15 protein-coding genes are annotated in these 14,820 nt (G+C 68.6%); 8 read left to right on the top strand and 7 right to left on the bottom strand.

Going from position 1 to position 14,820, the window contains the following annotated elements:
- Nucleotides 1-119: 119 nt before the first annotated feature.
- On the bottom strand, nt 120-761 hold the full coding sequence (locus AC1ROD_RS01665) for a response regulator (RefSeq protein WP_492946523.1): 642 nt from the start codon (nt 759-761) through the stop codon (nt 120-122).
- A gap of 195 nt (nt 762-956) precedes the next feature.
- Between AC1ROD_RS01665 and prfA the strand changes: the two genes are divergently transcribed.
- On the top strand, nt 957-2,024 hold the full coding sequence (gene prfA, locus AC1ROD_RS01660; RefSeq protein ID WP_492946522.1) for a peptide chain release factor 1: 1,068 nt from the start codon (nt 957-959) through the stop codon (nt 2,022-2,024).
- A 3-nt stretch (nt 2,025-2,027) separates the two neighbouring features.
- Here the strand turns inward: prfA and AC1ROD_RS01655 are convergent, their stop codons facing one another.
- Both AC1ROD_RS01655 and AC1ROD_RS01650 read right to left on the bottom strand, forming a co-directional pair.
- Nucleotides 2,028-2,912, bottom strand: a complete 885-nt coding sequence (locus AC1ROD_RS01655) for an alpha/beta fold hydrolase (protein ID WP_492946521.1) — start codon at nt 2,910-2,912, stop codon at nt 2,028-2,030.
- Between the two features lie 69 nt (nt 2,913-2,981).
- Entirely contained in the window at nt 2,982-3,479 is a 498-nt protein-coding gene (locus tag AC1ROD_RS01650) for a Fur family transcriptional regulator (RefSeq protein ID WP_492946520.1), read from the bottom strand.
- Nucleotides 3,480-3,630: 151 nt separating this feature from the next.
- Between AC1ROD_RS01650 and AC1ROD_RS01645 the strand changes: the two genes are divergently transcribed.
- Nucleotides 3,631-4,422, top strand: coding sequence for a SapC family protein (locus AC1ROD_RS01645; protein WP_492946519.1), 792 nt, complete (start codon nt 3,631-3,633; stop codon nt 4,420-4,422).
- 110 nt (nt 4,423-4,532) lie between these two features.
- On the opposite strand, the gene AC1ROD_RS01640 is transcribed toward AC1ROD_RS01645, so the two are convergent.
- The 3 genes from AC1ROD_RS01640 to phyR form a co-directional block, all read right to left on the bottom strand.
- Nucleotides 4,533-4,940 carry an acyl dehydratase gene (locus tag AC1ROD_RS01640; protein ID WP_492946518.1) on the bottom strand — a complete coding sequence of 136 codons (408 nt, stop codon included), beginning with the start codon at nt 4,938-4,940 and terminating at the stop codon, nt 4,533-4,535.
- A gap of 2 nt (nt 4,941-4,942) precedes the next feature.
- Nucleotides 4,943-5,971, bottom strand: a complete 1,029-nt coding sequence (locus AC1ROD_RS01635) for an NADP-dependent oxidoreductase (RefSeq protein ID WP_492946517.1) — start codon at nt 5,969-5,971, stop codon at nt 4,943-4,945.
- Nucleotides 5,972-6,313: 342 nt separating this feature from the next.
- Nucleotides 6,314-7,108 carry an anti-anti sigma factor/receiver protein PhyR gene (gene phyR, locus AC1ROD_RS01630; RefSeq protein WP_492034716.1) on the bottom strand — a complete coding sequence of 265 codons (795 nt, stop codon included), beginning with the start codon at nt 7,106-7,108 and terminating at the stop codon, nt 6,314-6,316.
- A 246-nt stretch (nt 7,109-7,354) separates the two neighbouring features.
- Between phyR and nepR the strand changes: the two genes are divergently transcribed.
- The 6 genes from nepR to AC1ROD_RS01600 all read left to right on the top strand — a co-directional run bounded on the left by nepR (nt 7,355) and on the right by AC1ROD_RS01600 (nt 13,552).
- Complete coding sequence (gene nepR, locus AC1ROD_RS01625; protein ID WP_207869305.1) at nt 7,355-7,558, top strand: anti-sigma T factor NepR; 204 nt, start codon at nt 7,355-7,357, stop codon at nt 7,556-7,558.
- The gene (locus tag AC1ROD_RS01620) at nt 7,555-8,175 is read left to right on the top strand and encodes a sigma-70 family RNA polymerase sigma factor (protein ID WP_492946516.1); all 621 of its coding nucleotides are present in this window, start codon (nt 7,555-7,557) and stop codon (nt 8,173-8,175) included. Before nepR ends, AC1ROD_RS01620 begins: the two co-directional genes overlap by 4 nt.
- 7 nt (nt 8,176-8,182) lie before the next feature.
- Nucleotides 8,183-9,982, top strand: a complete 1,800-nt coding sequence (gene phyK / locus AC1ROD_RS01615) for a sensor histidine kinase PhyK (RefSeq protein ID WP_492946515.1) — start codon at nt 8,183-8,185, stop codon at nt 9,980-9,982.
- A 50-nt stretch (nt 9,983-10,032) separates the two neighbouring features.
- On the top strand, nt 10,033-10,173 hold the full coding sequence (locus tag AC1ROD_RS01610) for an entericidin A/B family lipoprotein (protein WP_492946514.1): 141 nt from the start codon (nt 10,033-10,035) through the stop codon (nt 10,171-10,173).
- A gap of 190 nt (nt 10,174-10,363) precedes the next feature.
- The gene (locus AC1ROD_RS01605; protein WP_492946513.1) at nt 10,364-12,025 is read left to right on the top strand and encodes an MFS transporter; all 1,662 of its coding nucleotides are present in this window, start codon (nt 10,364-10,366) and stop codon (nt 12,023-12,025) included.
- Nucleotides 12,026-12,097: 72 nt separating this feature from the next.
- The gene (locus AC1ROD_RS01600) at nt 12,098-13,552 is read left to right on the top strand and encodes an NAD-dependent succinate-semialdehyde dehydrogenase (RefSeq protein ID WP_492946512.1); all 1,455 of its coding nucleotides are present in this window, start codon (nt 12,098-12,100) and stop codon (nt 13,550-13,552) included.
- Here AC1ROD_RS01600 and AC1ROD_RS01595 read toward each other — a convergent pair.
- Nucleotides 13,545-14,774 (bottom strand): CaiB/BaiF CoA transferase family protein, encoded by a 1,230-nt coding sequence (locus AC1ROD_RS01595; protein ID WP_492946511.1) that lies wholly within the window; start codon nt 14,772-14,774, stop codon nt 13,545-13,547. The genes AC1ROD_RS01600 and AC1ROD_RS01595 overlap by 8 nt on opposite strands.
- Between the last annotated feature and the right edge of the window lie 46 nt (nt 14,775-14,820).

The following is a 14,820-nucleotide window of genomic DNA, read 5'->3' as shown; positions in this document are numbered from 1 at the left end:
GGTCGGCTCTGGCTGAGGCTGAACGGTGGACGGACGAACTTCTCGAACGGGCGTCGAAGTCGGTAAAGCGACAAATCCTAGCTGCGGGGGCGAGTATTTCTCCCTGCCCCCGCCCCGACTCAGCCCTGGTGGGCCGTCACCCGCGTGATCGCCTCCAGCACCTGGGCGGCGGTATAGGGCTTGAGCACCAGGGCCTCGGCCAGGTCGGCATGGCGGGCGGCCGCGCCGATGTCGCCGGTCAGGAACAGGGACGGCAGACCCCAACGGTCCCTGAGCGCGCGCGCCAGGTCGATGCCGGTGACCTCGCCCGACAGATTGATATCCAGCAGGGCCAGGTCGACGAGGTGGAGGGCCGCCGCGGCCTCGGCGGCCTCGGCGTTCTGGAACGGCCCGACCACGCTGTGGCCCGCCTCGACGAGGGCCAGGGTCAGGTCGGCCGCGGTCTCGGGATCGTCCTCGACCAGAAGCAGGGTCAGGGGCTCGACCGCCGTCGTGGCGGCTGTCTTCGGCGCGGGGCGGGGCGTCTGGCGCACCAGAACGGCGCGCAGGTCCGACCAGATTTCGGCGTCCGGCCGCTGAAGGTCGAGGTCGTAGATGCCGGCCATGGCCCGCAGCTCGGCGGACGACGCCTCGGACAGGCCGCCTTCACCGACCTGTTCCAGCAGCCGGTCGTAGAGGGCGCACAGGCGCTCCACGGCTTCGTGGGCGTGATTGGCGGCGTCAGCGGCGGCGGCATGCGAGGGGGGAATACGGTCGAACATGGGAGGTCTCCGGACTGAACAGCTCGACGGGACCTAAGGCGCGAGGCCGGGATTGGTAACCGGCCCTGACGGGATCGTGACGCCGGGTCACAATCGCGCCAGCGCGCGCTTGCGCCGCATCGAATGCGGATTCCTCGACATTACAGCGCCTCCCGGAGTAAGACCGCGCCTCCTTACAGAACAGGCGACCTCCCCTTGCGACTGCCCCAGGCCCGGCTCGATCAGGTGCTCGACCGCTTCCACCAGGTGGAGGCGCGCATGGGCGCGGCCACCGACGGTCAGGAGATCGTGCGCCTGTCCAAGGAGCACGCCGAGATGAAGCCGGTCGCCGACGCGGTTCAGGCGCTGGCGAAAGTCCGGGGCGAGATCGAGGATCTGGCCGTCATGGCCGAGGACCCGGAGATGGCCGCCATGGCCGCCGACGAGCTGGAGGCCCTGACCGCCCGCCTGCCGGATATGGAACGCGACGTCGCCCTGCTGCTGGCTCCGCGCGACGCCGACGAGAACGCCTCGGCCGTGCTGGAAGTCCGCGCCGGCACCGGCGGCGACGAGGCCGCCATCTTCGCTGGCGACCTGTTCCGCATGTATTCGCGCTACGCCTCCAGCCGCGGCTGGCGGGTGGAGCTGGACTCGGCGACCGAGGGCGACGCCGGGGGCTACAAGGAAATCATCGCCACCGTCACCGGCGACGGCGTCTTCGGGCGGCTGAAGTTCGAAAGCGGCGTCCACCGCGTCCAGCGCGTCCCGGCGACGGAGACGCAGGGACGCATCCACACCTCGGCCGCCACGGTCGCCGTCCTGCCCGAGGTCGAGGACGTCGAGATCGAGATCCACGACAAGGACATCCGCATCGACACCTTCCGGGCCTCGGGCTCGGGCGGCCAGCACGTCAACAAGACCGACTCGGCCGTGCGCATCACCCACTTCCCGACCGGGATCGTGGTGACATCGTCGGAGAAGTCGCAGCACGTCAACCGCGACAAGGCGATGAAGAACCTGCGCGTCCGCCTGTACGACATGCAGCGTCAGGCCAAGGACAACGCCCGCTCGGACGCGCGCAAGTCGCAGGTCGGTTCGGGCGACCGGTCCGAACGCATCCGCACCTACAACTATCCGCAGGGGCGGGTCTCGGACCACCGCATCAACCTGACCCTGCACAGCCTGCCGCAGATCATGGAGGGGGACATCGACCCCCTGCTCAACGCCCTGATCGCCGAGGACCAAGCCGCGAGACTGGCCGATCTCGAGGCCGAGTTTAGCTAGATCCTAGACGGCCGCGTCGAACAGGGCGTCGCGGACGATGTCGGATTTCAGCATCGGGAAGAAGTGGGTGCCCCCGGCGACGGTCTCGACCGTGACCTGACGGCGGGGGTCGGAGGGCATGTGGCAGGTCGACTGGATCTCGGCCTTGAGGATGCGCACCGGACGGTCCAGCCGCTCGACCGCCCGCCAGGGATCGTGGGACTGGGACGCATAGTTGGAGGCCTCCCACTCCGGCGAACAGGCCAGGGTGTAGCCCTGATCGGTCTCGATCAGACCGTCGGAGATGTAATCGGCCAGCATCATCTCGGGCCAGCCCTTGAAGGCGCCGCGCCCGCGATAGGCGGCGACCGCCTGTTCGCGGCTATCGAACAGCCGGCGGCGGCGCAGAGCGCCCTTCGCCAGCGGAATCCGGCTGGGCAGGGTGCGCAGGATGGGAAGCTTGAACGCGGTCACCCAAGGCCGGGTCCAGATCACCGGATCGAACAACACCAGGCCCGAGACCTGATCGCGCCGCTCGGCGGCGGCCAGCAGGCTGGAGGTCCCGCCCATCGAATGGCCGGACATGATGACCGGCGGCCCGTCGACAGCGTCGATCAGGGCGGTCAGGTCGTCGCGGTGATCGGCCCAGCTCCAGCGGCCTTCGGTCGGGGTCGGCAGGGTGGTGCGGCCATGCCCGCGCAGATCGGGCGCCCAGATCCGAAGCGAGGCCGACAGGGGCGCCAGCAGGGTGCGATAGGTGGCGGCGTTGAAGCCGTTGGCGTGGACGAAGATCAGATCGACCGGCCGCTTCGGATTGCCGAAATCCATCACCGACATCTCGCCGGCGCCCCAGCGGTTGTTCACCGGCACGGACAGGCGGCGGGGCGGGGTCAGAAGGGCGGCGTCCATGGCCTCAAGGTAGGGAGCCGGGCCGCCCTTGACCAGTAAGGCCGAACCCTGCCCGGGGCCTCAGGGACCTTATGCCGCGACCCGGCAGGCGGGACAGCGGCCGTGGCCCTCGATCGTGGTGCGTTCGATGGCGTAGCCGGCGGCGTCGGCGGCGATGGAGAAGGTCTGGCCCGAGGGGGCGAGGACCTCCTCGGTGGCGCCGCAGCAGTCGCAGATCAGAAAGGCGGCCGCGTGGGGGAGCGCCTCGGCGTCATTGCCGGCGGTGCAGGCGACATAGGCGCTGATCGAGGCGATGCGGTGCGCCATGCCCTTGCGCTCCAGGAACTCGAGCGCGCGATAGACGGTCGGCGGCTTGGCGGCCTGACCGTCCTCGCCGTAGCGGGCGATCAGGTCATAGGCCTTCACCGGCTCCCCGGCGGCCAGCAGCAGCTCCAGAACCCGGCGGCGCGGGGCGGTCATCCGTTCGCCCTCGGCGGCGCAGCGTCCCTCGGCGGCGTCCAGGGCGCGCACGATGGCGTCAACGCCGGGCCGGTCGTGGTGATGGTCGTGACCGCAGGATGAGCTCATGCGGATACAGCTAAGGGGTGAAAGGCCGCACCGCAACCGGATCGACTACGGGGCCCTCGCCCGCTCGCCTCACGGAATACTCACGTTTGCCGCCGACGCCGGGTTCCGCTAGAAGGCGCGACTTTCCGTTATTTCAGAGACCCTGGCGTCCATGACCGACACCCTCCAAACCGAAGGCCAGCTGGCCGGAACCGTGCTGTTCTATAACAAGCCCGAGCCGCTCTCGGCCGAGATGCACGGCACCCTGGGCGCCAACCCGGTCGACAAGCCCTACGCCTTCGTGGCCCAGACCCACGTCGTGCCGCTGACCGTGACCGAGTTCGCTCCGGCGGCCCTGTCCTATCCGGTCGTCTTCCTGGGCGACACCAAACAACCGGTCGCCGTCATGGGCCTGCGCCAGGGTGAAAACCTGTATGTCGACGCCGCCGGCGACTTCAAGGCCGAGGCCTATATCCCGGCCTACGCCCGCCGCTATCCGTTCGTCTTCGCCAATGACGAAGTCCAGAACCGCATGATCCTGTGCATCGACCGCGACGCATCCTTCATCGCCGAAGGCGGCCAGGTGCCCCTGTTCGAGAACGGCCAGCCGAGCCCGTACGTCACCCAGGCGATGGAGTTCTGCAACAATTTCGAACAGGAGCGTCAGCGCACCGACAGCTTCATCGCCCTGCTCAACGAGCTGGACCTGTTCCACACCCGCGAGGCTATCTTCACGCCGCGCGACGAGAACGGCAATCCGGGCGAGCCCCAGAAGCTGGCCGACTACTTCGCCGTCTCGGAGGACAAGCTGAAGGCCCTGCCGGCCGAGAAGCTGGCCGAGCTGCGCGACAACGGCGCCCTGGGCCAGATCTACGCCCACCTCGTGTCGCTGCTGGGCTGGGATCGCCTGATCGCCCTGGCCTTCCAGCGCGCCGCCCAGATGCCGGTCGCCGCCAACGCTTAAGTCGCGACGCGACTTAAGCTGCATTCTTTGGGGCTACCGCGCGGTCGCGCGACTTGAGCCCCGGAAAACGATCAGCCCCGTCGGTTCGCCCGGCGGGGCTTTTCGTTGGCTCAGCGACGCGTGAAAAGCGCCCGTGTCAGGCAGCCGAACACCAGCCGGCCGCCCTCGTCGAGCAGGTCGTGCTGGGCGATCACGATGCCCTTCTCGTCGCCGACCGGGTCCTTGCCCATGACCGTCATGCGGCCGCGCAGCAGTTCGCCGGGCGGCGGATTGCGCATGAAGCGCAGACCGTCGACGGCCAGGACCTTGGTCTGGGCCCAGCCCGAGGCCTTCTCGGCCGCCAGCCGCGACCACAGGGCGTAGACCATGGCGTCGGGCGCGCCATAGGCGACGTCCCAGCCCGGCGCGAACCGCTCGGCGAAAGCCTCCACGCCGGCCTCGTCCACGGCGATGGCCCCCAGCTGGAGCACCTGACCGTTCTCGAGGTCCTCGAAATGGAGGTGAAGGCTTTCGCTCATGGTTAGTATCCCTGGCCGGCCGGCTCTTCCGAAATGCGCACCAGAAGCTTGCCGTCGTGGTCTCCGGTGAACAAGCGATTCAAGGAGGTCAAGGCGCCTTCGAGGCCGTTGTCGACATGGACCTTCCACTTCACCTTGCCTTCGGCCAGCCAGGGCCCGAGCTCGGCGACCATCTCCCTGGCGCGCGGCGAATAGTCCATGACGAGGAAGCCCTGCATGGTCATCCGGTGCGTGATCAGCCGGCTGAGGTCCGGCGACGGCGGGCGCTTGGTCGCATTATAGGCCGAAACCATGCCGCAGACGGCCATGCGGGCGTGCAGGTTCAGCCGGTTCCAGACCGCCACCATGATGTCGCCGCCGACGTTCTCGAAATTCAGGTCGACGCCGTTCGGGGCCAGACGGTCCAGCGCCTCGCCGACGTCCTCGTTCTTGTAGTCGATGGCGGCGTCGAACCCGAGGTCGTCGACCAGCCAGCGGCATTTGTCGGAGCCGCCGGCGATGCCGATGACATGGGCGCCGCGCTGTTTGGCGATCTGGCCGGCGATGGAGCCGACGGCGCCCGCCGCCGCAGAGATGACCATGACCTGACCCGGCTCGGGCCTGAGCACATCGGTGACGCCGAAGTAGGCGGTCATCCCGGTCATGCCCATGACCGACATATTGGCCGTCAGCGGCAGGCCGGGGGCGCGGTGCACGCGCGAGGCCCCAGTGTCGGGCACGACGCCGTAGTCGGCCCAGCCGCCCATGGCCGTGGTGACCAGATCGCCGACCTTGTATTTCTGCGACTTCGTCTCCTCGACCACGCCCAGGGTCAGGCCGCGCATGACCTCGCCCAGACCCACCGGCGGCAGATAGCCGACCGCATCGTTCATCCAGGTGCGGTTGGTCGGGTCCAGCGACAGATAGATGGTGCGGACGAGGATATCCCCGTCCTTCAGGTCCGGCGTCGGGCTCTCGACCAGCTCCAGGTCGCCGTCCTTGATCAGACCCTGAGGCCGCTGACGCAGGACCCACTGACGATTCATCGGCATCGAAGGCTCTCCCGGGATGGTTTCTTTTGCAGACCCATCTTGGCCCCTCGGGCGGCGGTGTCGAGGGGACCCGGCGTCACGCGCAAAGAAAAAGGGCGGACCCTGCGGTCCGCCCTGAATAGTGGCATCATCGAGAATGAGGCGCGGAGGCGGCAGACCGGCTGGCGCCGGTCTCAAGTCGGGGGGGCGTCGCCGCCTCCGCATCTTGATAACGGCGACTCTTCAAACCCGTTCCGCGAGACGCGAATTTTTTCTCCGGCCACGTGTGCAGTCACTCCAGGCGCATGAAAAAGGGCCGCCGGACAATGCCGACGGCCCTTCTCAAAGCGGTTCGAATGGCCCTTACGCGGCTTCCTTGCGACGTGAAGGATGGAAGAACAGGGCCTGACTGATCGCCGCCTTCACCGTTTCCGGCTGGAAGGGCTTGGTGATCAGGAAGGTCGGTTCCGGACGTTCGCCGGTCAGCAGACGCTCGGGGAAGGCGGTGATGAAGATCACCGGCACGTCGAACCTCTTGAGGATGTCCTTGACCGCGTCGATGCCCGACGAGCCGTCGGCCAGCTGGATGTCGGCCAGGACCAGACCCGGACGGTGGCGGGCGACGGCGTCGACGGCCTCATCGTGGGTCGTCGCCGTGGCGGTGACATTATGGCCCAGTTCGCGGACCAGGCTTTCGATGTCGGCCGAGATGATGGCCTCGTCCTCGATGATCAGCACGTCGGTGGCCAGTTCGGCGTCGATCTCCGCCTGGGCCTCGCCGATCAGCCGCTCGACGTCATGGACGTCGGCCGACAGGATCTGGGCGGCTTCCGAAGGAGTGAAGCCTTCGAGCGCGGTCAGGAGGAAGGCCTGACGCGAGCGCGGGGCGATACGCATCAGGCGGCGCGAGGCGTCGTCGCGGCCTTCAATGCCGCTCTGGTCTTCCAGCTGGGCGCCGGTCGAGGACCAGATGGCGTGGAACACCTGATAGAGGGCGACCCGCGGGGTCATTTCGGTGGACAGCTGGCGTTCGCCGGCGGCCAGGGCCTCAAGGGCGACGCGGACATAGTTGTCGCCGGTCGCCTGATCGCCGGTCAGGGCGCGCGCGTAACGGCGGACGTAAGGCAGGTGAGGCGCAAGTCTGGCCAGAAGGCTCATCTCAGAAAATTCCCCGACATAACAAGGTGACACGCCAAAGACCCCAAGGCGGACCCGGGCGCGTGACCAGCTCCAAACGTATCATCACCGCCACGGTTCCATCCGCGGCCGACAACCTTGACCATATTTTTGCATCAACAACCGGAACCGTGTCCGTTGGCCGACGTTGTCCGGTTCCATAATGACGTCGATCGCCAAGATCGGCGCGTCCTTGAATGCGTGCAACGGGTGGCGGCCTAATTGTCCATGATCGATACTCCTGACTCCTCCCGGCGCAAGGCCGCACCCACAGGCGAGGCCGGGCTGGAAGAAGCCCGGCTGCGCCAGCAGGCCATCGGCGTGAAGCTGCGCCATATGTTCGACGAGGTGGTCAATGAGCCCATCCCCGACGAATTCCTCGCCATCCTGCGGCGCGCCGACGACAACGCGGGCGAAAAGGGCGGCGAATGAGCGTGTCCTCCTCGCGGCCGCCCGCGCCGCCCAAGCCCCCTTCGGCCGATGACGCCGGATTCAAACGCGAACTGGTCACCCTGATCCCGCATCTGCGCGCCTTCGCCCGGACCCTGACCGGCGATCCGACCGCGGCTGACGACCTGGCCCAGGACGCCATGATGAAGGCCTGGGACGCCCGGGCCAGCTATCAGATGGGCACGAATATGAAGGCCTGGACCTTCATGATCCTGCGCAACCAGTTCTATTCCGAGAAGCGCCGGTCCTGGCGCCAGTCGCAGCTGGACCAGGAAGCCGCCGAGCGGACCCTGGTCGCCGTCGACGATCCCGAGGCGCCCGTCGCCCTGGACGAGCTGCGCATGGCCCTCAACACCCTGCCCGAGGAACAGCGCGAAGCCCTGATCCTCGTCGGCGCCGGCGGCTTCGCCTACGAAGAAGCAGCCGAGATCTGCCAATGCGCGGTCGGGACGGTGAAGAGCCGCGTCAGCCGCGCCCGCCGGGCCCTGCTGGCCACGCTGGAGCGCGGCGGCTATGCCCGCGACGGCAAGGCGGCCGGGGACGCCATGCGGTCCATCCTGGCCGATGCGGATCGTCTGAGCGGCGCCAGGCAGGTTTGAGCCGGTGGTGCGTATCGGCCGCTCCCTGGGCCGCGATCTGAAACGGCGTTTCACTCTCAAGTCCCATGCGGGCTCGCAGAGGTTCCAGAGCATCCGCTTCCGGCTGGGCGTGGCCATGGCCATCGCCCTGCTGCCGATCCTCGTGCTGGGCGCGATCCAGACTCAGGCCGACTTCCGCGAACAGGCGGCCGACCGTCGCTCGGACCTGCAGCTGGCCGCCGCCCGCACCGCGGCCACGACCAAGGCCCGGCTGGACAGCACCGCCGTCCTGCTCGAAGCCCTCGGCCCCGAGGCGACCGGCCCGAACTGCGGTCCGCGCCTGGGCGCCCTGATCGAACGGCTGGACGACTATGAGGCCCTGTACCGGATGTCCGGAACCGGCGACATCGTCTGTTCCTCCCGTCCGCCGCTGGCCAGCAGCACGCCCGCCGTGGTCCGGGCCCGGCCGTGGTTCCAGCGGATCGCCGCCGGCGAGCCCATGGTGGTGATGCGGTCCAACTCGAGCGTATCGCCCCGCGCCAGCCTGCTGGTCGCCTCGCGCGTCGAGCGTCCGCTCGGCCGGTTCGACGGTGGCATGGTCGCCCTGATTCCGCTGGACCGGCTGCAGCCCGACGTCACCGACCCGGCCTTGCCCAAGGGCGCCCAGGCGGCCCTGACCGACGCCGAAGGCCATGTGCTGACCGCCACCGACGTGCGGGCTTTCCGCCTGAAGGGCGATCAGACTCTGGAAGGCTGGGTCGAGCGCGCCCGCAGCGACGCCACCGCCCTTTTCGAGGCGGACGACAGCCTCGGCCAGCACCGGGTCTATGCCGGCGCCGCCCTGGCCGGACGCGACGTCTATGTGCTGCTCTCGGCCCCGGCCCCGGGCCTGTTGTCCTGGGCCCAGCTGAACCCGATCGGCTCGATCCTCCTGCCCTTCGCCGCCTGGCTGGCCGCCTTCGCCGCCGTCATGCTGGTGACCGAACGGGTGGTCATTCGCTGGCTGGACTATCTGGAGCGGATCGCCGCCATCTATGCGCGCGGCCGGTTCTCGGTGCGTCCGGTCCAGGCCGCCAACGCCCCGTCGGAAATCCGCCTCCTGGCCCAGACCCTGGACGAACTGGCCGAGAACATCACCAGCCGCGACAGCATGCTGACCGAGAGCCTGTCGGAGAAGGACGCGCTGATGCGCGAGATCCATCACCGGGTGAAGAACAATCTGCAGATCATCTCGTCCCTGCTGTCGATGCAGCAGCGGGCCCTGACCGACGCCCCGGCCAAGGCGGCGCTGGGCGACACCCGCCAGCGGATCTCGGCCCTCGCCCTGATCTACCGGACCCTCTACCAGTCCGAGAACATCCGCTATGCCGACGCCCGCGAGTTCCTGAACGAACTGGTCGGCCAGCTGGTCGCGGCAGAGGCCATGCGCGGTCCGATGGTGTCCTCGTCGGTGGAGGCGGACAGTCTGGTGGTCGATCCCGACAAGCTGGCGCCCCTCGCCCTGTGGCTGGTCGAGGCCGTCTCGAACGCCCAGAAGCACGCCTTCGCCGGACGCGGCGGCGAACTGAAGGTCCGCTTCAAGGTCGATGGCGACACGAGCGTGCTGGAGGTTCAGGACGACGGCCCGGGTCCGGATCAGGCCACGGTCACCGCCGGGGTGGGACGCACCCTGATGGGCGCCTTCGCCAAACAGCTGAGGGGCGAGGCCGAGATCCTGCGCGGTCCCGACGGCGGCACCATCGCCCGTATGGTCTTCGCCACGCCCGAGGCCGTCGTGCCCAGCGATCCCGCCGATCTGGTCGGAACCGCCAAGCCGCCGTCGCGTTGATCCGGCAGACCCGGTGCGATGAGCGCGCCGCCCCTCCCGGAGTATTCGCCATGCGCAAGATGTTCGTTCTGTTCGCCGCCGCCGCCGCCCTGACCACCGCCGCCTGCAACACGGTTTCGGGCGTGGGTCGCGACACCGCCGCCGCCGGCCACGCGGTCACCGGCGCCGCCGAGGAAGCCAAGGGGAACTAATCCCCGACAGGCGATTTCAAGTCTCGTCGCCGGTTGGAGAGAGCTGGTGACGTTGTAAAGAACCCCGCCGGTCGCCCCACCGGCGGGGTTTTTGCTGCGCCGCGCCCAAGCGCCGCGCTTCCCCCGGGGAACCCCGCCCGCTAGGGTTCCCGTGAAGACGGCCCGTCAGAGGCCGAACGGGGAGATCGAGATGACCGCAGCCGCTACCGACAAGAGCGCCGAGCCCGGCCTGAAGACCGTGGTCGCGGCGTCGGCCGCCGGCACGGCCTTCGAGTGGTACGACTTCTTCGTCTTCGGCTCCCTGACCACCATCATCGCGCGCCACTTCTTCGCCGACGCCGGCGAGGCGGTGTCCTACATCCTGGCGCTGCTGACCTTCGGCCTCGGCTTCGTGGTGCGGCCCGCCGGCGCCCTGGCCTTCGGCTGGTTCGGCGACAAGACCGGGCGCAAGACCACCTTCCTGGTGACCATCACCATGATGGGTCTGGCCACGGTGGCCATCGGCCTGTTGCCGGACTACGGCGCCATCGGACTGGCCGCCCCGATCCTGCTGCTGGTGATGCGGATGCTGCAGGGCTTCGCGCTCGGCGGCGAATACGGCGGCGCGGCCATCTATGTCGCCGAACACGCCCCGCGAAACACCCGCGGCCTGATGACCTCCTACATCAACACCACCGCCGCGCTTGGCCTGATCCTCGCTCTGGTCGTCATCCTGACCACCCGGACGATCCTCGGGGTCGAGGCCTTCGATGAATGGGGCTGGCGCATCCCCTTCTGCCTGTCGGCCCTGCTGCTGATCGTCTCCCTCTGGATCCGGGTCCGGCTGCACGAGAGCCCGGCCTTCGTGAAGATGGCCGCCGAGAGCCAGGGCCGTCACGCCCCGTTCCGCGAAAGCTTCCTCAGCTGGAAGAACACCCGCTGGGTTCTGGTCGCCCTCGTCGGCATCATGTTCGCGCAAGGGGCCGTCTGGTACGCCAGCTATTTCTACACCCGCTTCTTCATGGAGCGCGTGCTCAAGGTCGAGGCCTCGACCGTCGACGGCATGATCCTGGCCCTGACCGTCGCCTCGGCCCTGCTCTATGTCCTGTTCGGCCGGCTGTCGGACAAGATAGGGCGCAAGCCCGTGATGATCGGCGGGATGATCCTGTTCCTGATCGCGGTCTTCCCCGGCTTCCAGGCCCTGACCCGGGCTGCCAATCCGGCTCTGGCGGAGGCGCAGGCCGCCTCACCCGTCACTGTCGTCGCCGATCCGGCCGCCTGCGCGGTCCAGTTCGACCCGGTCGGCAAGACCGCCTTCACCTCTTCGTGCGACCTCGCCAAGTCGGTGCTGTCCAACGCCGGGGTCAACTACGCCAATGTCGCCGCCCCGGCCGGGTCGGTCGCGGTGGTCCGCGTCGGCGGCGCGGAAGTCGCCTCGGTCGAGGCGGGCGCACTCTCGGGCGCCGATCTGAAGGCCGCGCGCACCGACGTCGAAACCCGGCTGAAGGCGGCGCTGGTCGAGGCCGGCTATCCGGCGAAGGCCGATCCGGCCCGGTTCAACTGGTGGGGCGTGTTCGGGGTGCTGATGATCTTCATGGTCGCCGCCACCGCCGTCTACGGCCCGCAGGCGGCGGCCCTGGTCGAGCTGTTCCCGACGCGGGTCCGCTACACGGCCATGAGCGTGCCCTACAACATCGGCACCGGCTGGATCGGGGGCCTGCTGCCCGCCGCCAGCTTCGCCCTCGTGGCCTGGTCGGGGAACATCTATTTCGGCCTCTGGTATGCGCTGGGCTTTACCGCCGTCGCCGCCGTCACGGCCCTGATCTTCCTGCCGGAAACGAAGGGGCGCGACCTCGACACGATTGGCGACTGATCGGTGATTTTTTTGCGCCCTGACGCGACGTCACGGCGTTAGAGATCGTCCATCATCGACGAGGGTCCCGCCATGAACACCGCCGCCCGCGACGCCGGTCTGAAGCTGCTGCGCCAACACGCCCTGATCGCCGGGGACGCCATTCCCGCCGGCTCGGGTGGCATTCCCGTCGACGACCCGGCGACCGGCGAGGTCATCGGCCATATCCCCGATCTGGGCGCCGCCGAGACCGAGCGCGCCATCCAGGCCGCCCACGACGCCTTCCCCGACTGGTCGCGCAGCGATCCGCACAAGCGGGCAAAATTCCTGCGCGACTGGGCCACCCTGATCGACGCCAACACCGAGGGGCTCGGCGCCCTGATGGCGCTGGAGAACGGCAAGCCGTTCGAAGAGGCCAAGGGCGAGGTCGCCTATGCCAACGGCTTCATCAAATGGTTCGCCGGACAAGCCGAGCGCATCATCGGCGAGACCCAGGACAGCCCTCTGGGTCACGTCATCCTGACCTTCCGTGAGGCGGTCGGCCCCTGCGCCCTGATCACCCCCTGGAACTTTCCGGCGGCCATGCTGACGAGGAAGCTCGGGCCCGCCTTCGCCGCCGGCTGCACCGCCGTGGTCAAGCCGGCCTCTCAGACCCCGTTCACCGCCATCGCCCTGGCCGAACTGGCCTATGAGGCGGGCCTGCCCAAGGGGGCGCTCAGCGTCATTACCGGCGATGCGGCGACCATCGGCGGCGTCCTGACCGCCTCGCCCCTGATCCGCAAGCTCAGCTTCACCGGTTCGACCCCGATCGGGCGGCTGCTGGCCAAACAGTCGGCGGACACCCTGAAGCGGGTGTCGATGGAACTGGGCGGCGCGGCGCCGCTGATCGTCTTCGCCGACGCCGATCTGGATCAGGCCGTCGCCGAGACCATCAAGGGCAAGTTCCGCAACGCCGGCCAGACCTGCGTCTGCCCCAATCGGGTCTATGTCGAGGCTTCGGTCGCCGAGGAGTACGCTGCGAAACTGGCCGCCGAGGTGGCGAAAATCCCCGTGGGCCCGGCCTTCGAGGACGGGGTCAAGGTCGGCCCTCTGATCGAGGACAAGGCCATCGCCAAGGTCGAGGCCCATCTGGAGCATGTGAAGGCCGACGGCGGCCGTGTCCTGACCGGCGGGGCGCGTCACGAACTGGGCGGCCGCTTCTTCCAGCCGACGGTGACACTCGGCGGCAAGGACGAGTTGTTCCGCCGCGAAGAGACCTTCGGCCCCCTGATCCCCGTCTTCCCGTTCGAGACCGAGGAAGAGGTCCTGGCCATGGCCAACGACAGTGAGTTCGGCCTCGCCTCCTATCTGTTCACCAGGGATCTGGATCGGGCCATGCGCATCGGCCGGCACATCGAGGCGGGGATGATCGGCATCAACACCGGCCTGATCTCCACCGCCGTCGCCCCCTTCGGCGGGGTCAAGTCGTCCGGCTACGGCCGCGAGGGCTCGATCCACGGCATCGACGAATATGTCGACATCAAACAGGTGACGTTGGCGCTCAAATAACGCCCTTGTCGCGCAGAGCGGCCAGCCGCCCCGCATCGATGCCGAGCGCCTCCAGCACCGCGTCCGTATCCTGCCCCAGGGCGGGCGGGGCGGCGTCATAGGCGACCGGGGTCTTCGACAGGCGGATGGGCGAGGCCACGGTCTTCACTGGCCCCTCCAGATCGGCGCGCGCTTGTTCGACGACGAGGCCGCGATGGACCGCCTGCGGCTCCTCGAACACCTGATCGATCGTATTGACCGGCCCGCAGGGCACCCCCGCCGCGTCTAGAGCCACGCTCAGTTCGCGCATCGTCAGCCCGGCGGTGAGGGCGCAAATCTCCGCCGTCAGGACGGCGCGATGCTCGATCCGCAGCGCATTGGAGACGAAGCGCGGGTCGGTCCCCATGCCTTCCGCCCCCAAGGCCCTGGCGAAGGCGCGGAACTGGCCGTCATTGCCGACCGCCACCACGATCATGCCGTCGCTGCACGGGAAGGGCTGGTAGGGGGCGAGGTTGGGGTGGGCGTTGCCCATTCGTGTCGGCGCCTTGCCGGACGCAAAGAAGTTGGTCGCCTGATTGGCCAGCATGGCGGCCTGAACGTCGAACAGGGCGAGGTCGATATGCTGGCCCTCCCCCGTCGCCCGGGCGTGCAGCAGGGCCGCGAGGATGGCGTTGGACGCGTACATGCCGGTGAACAGATCGACGACCGCGACCCCGACCTTCATCGGCTCGGCGCCCGGCGTCCCGTCGGCCTGGCCGGTGATCGACATCAGCCCGCCCATGGCCTGTATCATATAGTCGTAGCCGGGCCTGGCGGCGTCCGGCCCGTCCTGACCGAAGCCGGTGATGGAGCAGTAGACCAGCTTTGGGTTGGCCGCCGTCAGGCTGGCGTGGTCGAGGCCGTATTTCTTCAGGCCGCCGGTCTTGAAGTTCTCGATGACCACGTCGCAGGTCGCGGCCAGCTCACGCGCGATGGCGGCGCCCCCCTCGCTCGCGATGTCCAGCGTCACCGACCTCTTGCCCCGGTTGGCCGACAGGAAATAGGCCGCGTCGCCGCGCCCGCCGTCGGTCGTCTTGAGGAAGGGCGGTCCCCAGCTTCGGGTGTCGTCGCCGGCGCCTGGCCGTTCGATCTTGATGACCTCGGCGCCCAGATCGGCCAGCACCTGCGTCGCCCACGGCCCCGCCAGCACCCGCGACAGGTCGAGCACGCGAACGCCAGAAAGGGGGCCTTGGGAACCGGTCATGCCCCCTGCCTAGCCCGTCTCTCCTCCGGGGAGAAGGCGGGGAGCC

The organism is Brevundimonas sp. GW821-FHT12E07, assembly GCF_058807035.1.
This window is presented reverse-complemented; position numbering and strand designations above follow the sequence as displayed.

Excerpts from the sequence above, each read along its gene's own strand:
- AC1ROD_RS01655 (WP_492946521.1), bottom strand. The coding sequence starts at position 2,912 with ATGGACGCCGCCCTTCTGACCCCGCCCCGCCGCCTGTCCGTGCCGGTG.
- AC1ROD_RS01650 (WP_492946520.1), bottom strand. The coding sequence starts at position 3,479 with ATGAGCTCATCCTGCGGTCACGACCATCACCACGACCGGCCCGGCGTT.
- AC1ROD_RS01605 (WP_492946513.1), top strand. The coding sequence starts at position 10,364 with ATGACCGCAGCCGCTACCGACAAGAGCGCCGAGCCCGGCCTGAAGACC.
- AC1ROD_RS01600 (WP_492946512.1), top strand. The coding sequence starts at position 12,098 with ATGAACACCGCCGCCCGCGACGCCGGTCTGAAGCTGCTGCGCCAACAC.
- AC1ROD_RS01635 (WP_492946517.1), bottom strand. The coding sequence starts at position 5,971 with ATGCCGATGAATCGTCAGTGGGTCCTGCGTCAGCGGCCTCAGGGTCTG.
- AC1ROD_RS01620 (WP_492946516.1), top strand. The coding sequence starts at position 7,555 with ATGAGCGTGTCCTCCTCGCGGCCGCCCGCGCCGCCCAAGCCCCCTTCG.
- nepR (WP_207869305.1), top strand. The coding sequence starts at position 7,355 with ATGATCGATACTCCTGACTCCTCCCGGCGCAAGGCCGCACCCACAGGC.
- AC1ROD_RS01610 (WP_492946514.1), top strand. The coding sequence starts at position 10,033 with ATGCGCAAGATGTTCGTTCTGTTCGCCGCCGCCGCCGCCCTGACCACC.
- AC1ROD_RS01665 (WP_492946523.1), bottom strand. The coding sequence starts at position 761 with ATGTTCGACCGTATTCCCCCCTCGCATGCCGCCGCCGCTGACGCCGCC.
- AC1ROD_RS01595 (WP_492946511.1), bottom strand. The coding sequence starts at position 14,774 with ATGACCGGTTCCCAAGGCCCCCTTTCTGGCGTTCGCGTGCTCGACCTG.
- phyR (WP_492034716.1), bottom strand. The coding sequence starts at position 7,108 with ATGAGCCTTCTGGCCAGACTTGCGCCTCACCTGCCTTACGTCCGCCGT.
- AC1ROD_RS01645 (WP_492946519.1), top strand. The coding sequence starts at position 3,631 with ATGACCGACACCCTCCAAACCGAAGGCCAGCTGGCCGGAACCGTGCTG.
- AC1ROD_RS01640 (WP_492946518.1), bottom strand. The coding sequence starts at position 4,940 with ATGAGCGAAAGCCTTCACCTCCATTTCGAGGACCTCGAGAACGGTCAG.